The sequence below is a fragment of the Streptomyces puniciscabiei genome, assembly GCF_006715785.1.
Lineage (GTDB): Bacteria > Actinomycetota > Actinomycetes > Streptomycetales > Streptomycetaceae > Streptomyces > Streptomyces puniciscabiei.
On record NZ_VFNX01000008.1, the window covers coordinates 108,378 to 117,069 of the forward strand.

At 72.2% G+C, this 8,692-nt stretch carries 6 protein-coding genes and 1 pseudogene; 3 read left to right on the plus strand and 4 right to left on the minus strand.

All coding sequences use genetic code 11. The features are described from left to right. Nucleotides 1-55: 55 nt before the first annotated feature. The 4 genes and pseudogenes from FB563_RS42325 to FB563_RS42340 all read right to left on the minus strand — a co-directional run. On the minus strand, nt 56-1,102 hold the full coding sequence (locus tag FB563_RS42325) for an aliphatic sulfonate ABC transporter substrate-binding protein (RefSeq protein WP_055706214.1): 1,047 nt from the start codon (nt 1,100-1,102) through the stop codon (nt 56-58). Between the two features lie 36 nt (nt 1,103-1,138). Beyond that, nucleotides 1,139-1,870, minus strand: a complete 732-nt coding sequence (locus FB563_RS42330) for an ABC transporter ATP-binding protein (RefSeq protein ID WP_055706213.1) — start codon at nt 1,868-1,870, stop codon at nt 1,139-1,141. Continuing rightward, nucleotides 1,867-2,760: an ABC transporter permease gene (locus FB563_RS42335; protein WP_055706212.1), complete on the minus strand. Its 894-nt coding sequence runs from the start codon at nt 2,758-2,760 to the stop codon at nt 1,867-1,869. The genes FB563_RS42330 and FB563_RS42335 overlap by 4 nt, the downstream gene beginning before the upstream one ends. A gap of 41 nt (nt 2,761-2,801) precedes the next feature. Then, nucleotides 2,802-3,416: pseudogene (locus tag FB563_RS42340) on the minus strand (TauD/TfdA dioxygenase family protein); the annotation flags it as partial. Between the two features lie 521 nt (nt 3,417-3,937). On the opposite strand from FB563_RS42340, the gene FB563_RS42345 reads away from it, so the two are divergent. The 3 genes from FB563_RS42345 to FB563_RS42355 form a co-directional block, all read left to right on the plus strand. After that, on the plus strand, nt 3,938-4,759 hold the full coding sequence (locus FB563_RS42345) for a class I SAM-dependent methyltransferase (RefSeq protein ID WP_055710188.1): 822 nt from the start codon (nt 3,938-3,940) through the stop codon (nt 4,757-4,759). Nucleotides 4,760-4,941: 182 nt separating this feature from the next. Then, nucleotides 4,942-7,842, plus strand: coding sequence for a helix-turn-helix transcriptional regulator (locus FB563_RS42350; RefSeq protein WP_234358073.1), 2,901 nt, complete (start codon nt 4,942-4,944; stop codon nt 7,840-7,842). A gap of 121 nt (nt 7,843-7,963) precedes the next feature. Then, nucleotides 7,964-8,692 (plus strand): protease pro-enzyme activation domain-containing protein (locus FB563_RS42355; RefSeq protein ID WP_244329082.1); only part of this gene is annotated, 729 nt, incomplete at its 3' end.

Sequence of the window (8,692 nt, forward strand, 5' to 3'; positions counted from 1 at the left end):
CGCGATCTGGTGCTCACGTCTTCTCTCCTTTGCGTGTCGAGGTGGACGGCGGGGCTCAGCCGAAGGTCAGCTTCGAGCTGTCGTAGCCGGCCGGGAGCAGGTTGTCCGTGATCGACGGGACGTCGACCTTCTTGGTGATCTGGCCCGCCCTCAGGAAGGCATCGGCGAGCTTCTGTTCCGCCGCGATGTCCGGCCTCCCGATCGGAGTCACCCGGGTCTCGAAGGCCTTCAGGGACGCCTTGGCGTCGGCCAGCGGGATGCCCTCCTCCTCGGAGATGGCCTGCGCGTACTTGTCCTCGTGCTTGATCGCGTAGGAGAACTCGCGCGCGAGCCGCTGCAGTACGTCCGTCAGGGCCGCCCGCTTCGTCTTGTCACCGAGCGACTTCCCGGTGGCGACGTAGTAGCTGCTCGTCTGATCGATCGGCGGCAGGCCCTTGGCCAGGATCCGGGCACCGTTCTTGACCGCGATCGCCGACTGCGGGTTCCAGATCGACCAGGCGTCCACCTTGCCGGTGTTGAACGCGGTGGCACCGGCCGCCGGGTCGAGGAAGACCAGGTGCACGTCCTTGGGGCCGAGGCCGGCGCTCTTCAGCGCGTTGAGGGCGAGACCGTGGGCCGAACTGCCCTGCGGCACGGCGATCCTCTTGCCCTTGAGGTCGGCGAGCGTCCTCAGCTTCGAGCCCTTCGGCACGATGATGTTCTCGTTGGACTGGCCGGGCGTGAGCGAGCGGTTGACGGCCACGATCTTGAAGCCGTACTCCTTCGCGGCGCCGGTGATCGGCGGTACGTCGCCGACGGCGCCCAGGTCGATGTCGCCCGACGCGGCGGCCTGCACCAGCGGCGGGCCGTAGGTGAAGCGGGCGAACCTCACCTTGTACGGCGCGTCGGCGAACGCCCCGGTTATCTTCGCCAGGGCCTGGCTGCCGTCACCGCCGTTGTCACCGATGGTGAAGGTGTACTTGCTCCACTCGGGGTGCGCGGACGTGCTGCCGCTCGACTTGGCCAGCGGGGCGGCCTGCGACGACGCGCCGCATCCGGCGAGGGTGCCGGTGAGGGCGAGCAGACCGACGGCGCCGACGAGGCGGGTGCTACTTCTGTACATGGCTTCTTTCCGGCTTTCTGTGCAGGGGAAGGGCAGTCAGTGGTGTCCGGCGACACCGAGGTCGTTCAGGAGCGCGGCACGCAGCTCCTCACGGGCGACGCTCGCCTCGCGGTCCGCCGCCGAGAGCTGGACGCGATGGGAGGCGCCGATGCGCCCGTCGCTCATGACGACGATGCGGTCCGCCAGGGCGATCGCCTCGTCGACGTCGTGGGTGACCAGCAGCATGGCCGCGTGGTGCTTGCTGCGCAGTGCCCGCACGAGGTCGTGCATGCGCAGCCGGGTGATCGCGTCGAGGGCCGCGAACGGCTCGTCCAGCAGGACGAGTCCGGGCTCGGAGACCAGTGCCCGCGCGAGCGACACCCGCTGGGCCTCACCGCCGGAGAGCTCCTTGGGCCATGCCTTCTCGCGTCCCGCGAGTCCGACCTCGGCGAGCACGTCCCGGGCTCGCTGCTCGGCGTCGGGCCCGTACAGTCCGAGTGTGATGTTGCGCAGGACCCGCTGCCACGGCAGCAGCCGGTCGGCCTGGAACACGATCGCGCGCTTCGCCGGCACCTCCACCCGGCCGCCGTCGGGCCGGTCCAGGCCGGCGAGCAGTCTCAGGAGGGTGCTCTTGCCGCAGCCGGAGGGGCCGAGCAGGATCACCAGTTCCTCCTCTGCGATGGTCAGGTCCAGGCGGTCGAGCACCACCCGGTCACCGAACCGGCGGACGACCTGCTCGACGACGACTCCGGTCCGCCGCCGGGTCTGTGTCCCGATCGTGGTGCTCATGACGCCTCATAACCCGGGCGCCACCGCAGCAGCACCCGCTCGAGAACCCGGACGAACTGGTCGGCGAGCAGACCGAGGAGCGAGTAGACGACCAGCCCCACGAAGACCTGGTTGGTCTGCAGGTAGGTCTGCCCTTGAGTGATGAGGAAGCCGAGTCCCTTGTCGGCGTTGACCGTTTCGGCGGCGACGAGGCCCAGCACGCTGTACGCGAGGGAGAACCGCAGTCCGACGAGGAACCCGGGCAGGGCTCCGGGCACCAGCACCCGCGTCACGATGCGCCACGTGCCCGCGCCCGACGTCCGCGCCATCTCGATCAGGCGCTGGTCGACGCCCCTGATCGCGGCGAACAGGTTGAGATACATCGGCACGCCGGCACCGAACGAGATCAGCAGCACCTTCGTGAGCTCGTCGATGCCGAACCACACGATCATCAGCGGCAGCACCGCCAGCAGCGGGATCGTGTTGAGGACCTGCACCACGCCGTTGAACAGGTACTCACCGCTGCGCAGCAGACCGCCGAGCACTCCGGCGACGATGCCCACCGTCAGACCGATCAGGAGCCCGATGCCTGCCCGTTGCAGCGAGATGGCCACGTCGGGGCCGAGCACGCCCTGGTTCCACAGATCGGCGGCGGACTTCACGATGGAGGTCGGCGCCGGAGCGTACGTCTTCGCCAGCACACCGGCCCTGGCGAGAACCTCCCAGGCGACCAGGATCACGACCGGAGTCGTGTAGATCCCGAGCGGCCAGCGAAGGCGCTCACGCAGCGTGCTGAACGCTGTCCGGCGCCGGGCGTCGCGGGGCAGGAAGACGTCCCGGTCCCGCGCGCTCGCCGGCTCGGCGTCGGCGGTCCTGGTGACGGCCGGTGTCCCGAGGGGGATGTCGGTCATGCCGCCGCCTCCGGGACGCCGGAGCGGTGCGAGGCGTCATCGACGATCCGCTTGACGAACCCGCCGATGAACAGGCCGCGTTCGCCGGTCAGCGGGTGCACTCGCACCGCCGGGTGTTCCGCCTCGTACGGCGTCGAGACGAAGACCCGGTCGTACTCCTCGCGCAGTGCCGTCGTGGCCGAAGGCCGGGCGTGGTCGTACCGGTCGGTGTGCACGGCGCGCGGTGAGTCCGCGAGGACGCGCAGCGGTTCGGGCAGGTTCCGGTGGGCCGCGGCGGCGTGGGCGACGAGCTTCTCGCCGCCGTACGGGGGGATCGTGAGGGACCGCAGGGTGGTGGCCTGGGGCGGGTTGACCACGAAGGTGACGTCCGTGTGCCACTCGTCGGCCCTGGACGTCTCGCTGTCGACGGCGAGCACGTTCGTGGTGCCATCGGCGGCCGGCACGTTCGGGTGAGCGGTGGTGAGTTCGCCGAACCACGCGGCCACGCGCTCCTGACCGGCGTTGTCGAGGTTCACCCGGTCGAACGCGATGGCCTTGTGTTCGTTGGGGGCTTGGCGGAGCGTGGCGACCGTCGAGGGGTCGGGAGGCGCCGTGAGGTCGACGCCCTCGACGACCGCGCCGATACGGCCGGTCAGCTTGCGGAGGGACGGAGGCATGGGGAGGTCCTTGTCGAGAGGGCGGGCGCAGCACGGGGTGCTGGAAGGCAGAGAGTTGGCGTGCGGGGACGACCGGAGCGGCGGCGGCCCCGTGGATGGTCGTCAGGTCGCGAGACGGGAGGAGCGGAACGACGGCGGCGAGAGCGCCGGACGCAGGCCGGGCCGACCGCTCATCCGCGCTTCAGTGAGGTCCTCGGCCTGCTCGAATCCGTGTGGACGGCCGTGGGGAAGAGTCGGAGGGGGCGACGTTCAGGACGTGGCGACGACGGTCCCGCCGGGCACCGTTTGAGGTCCCGGGAGCCACTCGACGACGTACCGGCTCAACGACAACAGAACGCGCTGGAGACGTGCGCCAGATCGATGTGGCGCCGCCGAGTGAGGTCCACGCGCGGGTTCATGGGACCGGAGTTCAGCAGAGGTCCGTCGCGCTGGTCAAGGACTTCCCGTGGAGGTCTTGCATTGCGGACACGGGCCGCCGTGGTACGTCCGGAAGCCGGGCCGCCCTGTGCCATGGTGATCGCATGGTCAGTGAGATCAGGTTCGAGCCCGGCCTCTACCGGGGCACCGCCGACTACTACGACCGGTTCCGCCTCCCCTACCCCGACGCCATGGTCGCCGATCTCGTCCGCCGGGCAGCGCCCTCGGGGCACGGACGCCTGCTCGACCTGGCATGCGGCACCGGCCAGCTCACCTTCCGCCTGCGCGACCGGTTCGCGGAAGTGTGGTCCGTGGACGCCGAATCCGGCATGACCGAGGTGGTCCGCGCCAAGGCGAGCGCTTGCGGCGCCGCCCACATCCGGACGATCACCGTCGGTGCCGAGGATCTCCACGCCGAGCCGGGCGGCTTCGAGCTGATCGTCATCGGCAATGCCTTCCACCGCCTGCCCCGCGCCCTCGTCGCCCAGCGCGCCCACGGCTGGCTCAAGCCCGGTGGCTGCCTCGCGCTGTGCTGGTCGACCAGCCCGTGGACCGGCCCGCGGAACTGGCAGCGGGCGCTCGACGGCATGCTGCGCGGATGGCAGCACGCCCTCGGCGCGGCCGGCCGCGTTCCCCGGGGCTGGGACCGGGCAAGGCGAGAGGATCCTGACCGGGACGTGCTGGCCCGTGCCGGTTTCGAGCCCGCCGGACGTCATGAGTTCTGCGTCGAGCATCGCTGGACGATCCGCGAACTCGCCGGCTACGTCCGGTCGACATCGTTCCTGCCGCCCTCCGTGCTCGCGGACCACGCCGACGGCTTCGACGCCGGACTCACCGCCGGACTCGGCTCCTTCGCCGCCGACGGCCACCTCACCGAAACGGTCGGCTACGCCTACGAACTGGCACGCAAGCCGGTTCGGGAGTGACGGCCCGCATTGACAAGGCGAAGACGGGCGGGTTGTCATGAACACATGATCCTTCGTCCTGGCGCCAGCCGCACTCGCCGTACCGATGGACTCGCCGTCGGTGCCGGGTGTAACCCGGCACCGGACGGATCCCGCACGAAGGTCACGGGTGCCACCCCCAGGGCGGAGGACGGGCGGCTGCGGTGGGAGCACGGTCACTGACCGGGCGCCGCGAGCTGCTCGACGCCGCCCGGGCCGCACTGACGGCCCGTCCTGGAGTGCTCATCCACGGTCCCCTCGGGATCGGCAAGTCCATGCTCGTGGCAGCCCTTACGGCGTCCCTGACGGCGCATCCCCCGTCGGCCTGCACTGTGCTGCACTGCTCGCCCGCGGAGGAGGACGCCCGCCTCCCGTTCGCCGGGCTCGTCGACCTGTTCGCGCGGGTGCCGGAGAGCTGCCTGGAAACCCTCGCGCCGGAGCCCCGGGCGGCACTGAGGGCAGCCCTGTTGCGCGGCACGGAACCGGCGGACGGCCGCAGCCGTCTCGCGGTGCGCGTCGCCGTCCTCGACGTGCTGCGCACCCTGGCCGCCACCGGTCCCGTCGTCCTGGTGCTCGACGGCCTGCAGTGGCTCGACGAGTGCACCGCCGAGGTGCTGGCCTTCGCCGTACGCCGGCTCGGCGACCTGGACATACGGGTGGTGGCCGCGGAACGGGTCGCGGACGGCGAACCGCCCGAGCGACCGCGCTGCTGCCCGCCCGGCACCGTCGAACTTCCGGTACCGCCCCTCACGGACGACGATGTCGCCCGCCTTCTGCGCGCCGGCACCGGCGCCGGCCTGTCCCCGGGTGTGCTCCGGGCGATCCAGCGCACCGCCGCCGGAAACCCGTTGTACGCACTGGAGTTGGGGCGAGCCGCCGCCCTGCGCGGCCCGGCACCCGCGGCCTGCGGGCCGACGCTGCCCGTGCCCCGGAGACTGCGCACCCTGCTGCTGGACGAGGCGCGCAGGCTGCCGAAGACGGCGCGGAGCACGCTCCTGGTCACCAGCGCCGCCGCCCGACCCGACCTCGCCCTGCTGCGTGCCGCCGGGCTCCCCGACCCCGCCGCGGACCTCGCGGAGGCGGAGCGGCTCGGCATGGCGGCGACCGACACCGGTGGAACCATACGCTTCCGGCATCCGCTGATCCGTGCCGCCGTCTACGCCGACGCCCCCGAGAGCGAGCGCCGGCAGGCACACGCGCTGCTGGCCCGCGCGATCACCGAGCCCGTCGAACAGGCCCGTCATCTCGCGCACGCGCGCCCGCACGCGGACGAGGACACCGCCCGCACCCTGATGTCCGCGGCGGAGTACGCCCGCCGCGACGGCGCGCTCGGCGCCGCTTGCGAACTGGCCCGGCTCGCCGCCCGCCGTACCCCCGGCGACCGGCCCGCGGACCGGGCCGACCGGCTGCTGGCCGCGGCGGAGTACGCCTGCGACGCCGGGCAACGGGAGGAGGCGGCCGGGGCCGCGGAGGCGGTTCTCGCCGAGTCGGACTCGGCACGCCGTCGGGTGCGGGCCCGGCTGGTCCTGCTGCGCAACGCCGGGCAGGCGCTGGAGGGTGCCCACGCACTGATCCAGGAAGGTCTCCGGGACGCCGTCGGCGATCCGGAGGCCGAGGCCCCGCTGCACCACTGGGCGGCCGTACGCGGCCTGCTGTGCGGGGAGCTGGAGGAGGCGGCAGGGCATGCGCGGCGCGCTGCCGGGCGGGCGGCCGCGGCCGGTGACACGGAGACCGTGATCGGAGCGCTCGCCACGCTCGCCCGGGTGCGTTCCCTGGCCGGCGATCCGGTCGCGGCGGAGGCCGCCCTGGAGGAGGCGCTCGCGCTGGCCGGAGGCGCCGACGGCGGTCCGCAGAGCTGGCGGCTGATCCGGATGCGGGCGATCCTCGCCCTGGACTCCGACAGGGTGACCGAGGCCGAGGAGCAGGTGGTCCAACTCCTGCCCATGGTCGAGGAGTTGGCCGCTGTCGAGGAGGTCATGGCGACTCTGGTGGCACTGACCCGGATCCAGGTGCGGGCCGGACACTGCCGCGAGGCACTGCACACCGCGGCGCGCTGCTCGCGCGCCATGTCCGAGGCGGCTCCCGCGCTGTACGCGGCGGCGCTGGCGGCCACCGCGGGCGGCGCCGTCGAGGAGGCCCGGCGGCTGGCCGAGCAGGCGGTACGCGCCTCGGAGGCCGACGGCGACCGGCTGTTCCTGCTGCGTGCGCTGGCCGTGCTCGGACAGGCCGGACTGCTCGCCGGCGACCCACGGGGAGCCGCGTCCGCGGTCGAGGCGCTGCAGCGCGTGCGGGAGCTCGGGACTGCCATGCGTGCCGCCGACCCGCCTTTGCTGCACTGGTACGGCGACCTGGCCGAAGCACTGGTCCTGCTCGGCGAGACGGACGAGGCCGGGACCGTCCTCCGCGAGGCCTGCGCCCGTGTGACCGGTGACACGCCCGGCAGCGTGCTGGCGGCTCTGGAGCGTGCGGAGGGGCTGCGGGAGGCAGGGAGCGGCCGGGCGAAGGAGGGAGCCGCGCGACTGCGTGCCGCCGTGGACCGGCTGCGTCAACTCCCGTTGCCCACCGAGCTGGTGCGCACCCTGATCGCACTCGGAGCGGTCGAGCGCCGCTCGCGCCGCAGGAGCGCGGCGCGCGCCGTTCTCGGCGAGGCGCTGCACACCGCCACGCGGATCGGCGCCGCCCCGCTCGCGGCACGGGCCAGGGACGAGCTGTCCCGGCTGGACGCCGGTGACCGCAGCGGTGAGGCGGGTACGGGCCGGCCCGAACTCACCCCCACCGAGGCCAGGATCGCCGAGCTGGTCGGGGGTGGGGCCACCAACCGGGAGGTCGCCGCCAAGCTGTTCATCAGCGTCAAGACGGTGGAAGGGACCCTGTCGCGGGTGTACCGCAAGGTCGGGGTCCGCTCGCGCACCGCGCTCGCCCACGCGATGGCGGTCGCCGTCATCGCCTCCGGCGCGGCCGTCGACTCCGGCGACGAGGGTCAAGTGGATCCACCGGGACGGACCGTGACGGTGAGCCGGTCGAGCCGCACCCAGACCCACCATGTTCTCGACACACGCCGTTGACGTGACACCGGCTGTTAACACGCAACGCAAGGGTTCCCCCGCTTATGGGGGTGGGGTCGACGTTCCTACGGTGAAGCCGTTCCGATTCCGGAACAACTCCCCCACTCCCCGGAGGACTTCAGTGACCACACGTCTGAAACTGCTCGGTCTGGTCGCCGCGCCCGCCCTGGTCGCCGCGGCCGTCCCCGCCGCCCATGCCGCGAACGCTCCGCAGCCGCACGCGACCCGTGCCGCCATCGCCGGAGACGTCCTGCCGGGCCTGAAGCACAACGCGGCCCGCACCGGAAGCGTCGCGGCCGGCAAGCGGATATCGGTGGCCATCAGCCTGACTCCCAGAGGCGGAAGGGCACTCGACACCTTCGTCGCCGAGGTCAGTGACCCGCATTCGAGTTCCTACGGCCACTACCTGACCAAGCAGCAGTTCGGGGCCCGCTTCGGCCGGACCGACGCCGAGATCAAGCAGCTCAAGGACTACCTGCGCGCCCAGGGCCTGACCGTCGGCAAGGTCCACTCCGGCAACCTGCTGGTCGACGCCGACGGCACCGCCGCCCAGCTGGAGAAGGCCTTCGGCACCAAGCTGTCGACCTGGAAGGACGCCAGGACCGGACGTTCCTTCTACGCCAACGACAGCGCGCCGACGCTGCCGGCCGCCATCGCGTCGATCGTCAGCGACGTCGCAGGCCTCAACAACCGCGTCCAGCTGCACCACCAGGCGACCCCGCACACCGTCAGCCCCCACAACGGTCCCGGCGGCGGGTACACGCCGGCCCAGCTCAAGGGCGGCTACAACGTCTCCGGCACGTACACCGGCAGCGGCCAGAAGATCGCGCTGCTGGAGTTCGACGGCTTC

Excerpts from the sequence above, each read along its gene's own strand:
- FB563_RS42325 (WP_055706214.1), bottom strand. The coding sequence starts at position 1,102 with ATGTACAGAAGTAGCACCCGCCTCGTCGGCGCCGTCGGTCTGCTCGCC.
- FB563_RS42330 (WP_055706213.1), bottom strand. The coding sequence starts at position 1,870 with ATGAGCACCACGATCGGGACACAGACCCGGCGGCGGACCGGAGTCGTC.
- FB563_RS42335 (WP_055706212.1), bottom strand. The coding sequence starts at position 2,760 with ATGACCGACATCCCCCTCGGGACACCGGCCGTCACCAGGACCGCCGAC.
- FB563_RS42345 (WP_055710188.1), top strand. The coding sequence starts at position 3,938 with ATGGTCAGTGAGATCAGGTTCGAGCCCGGCCTCTACCGGGGCACCGCC.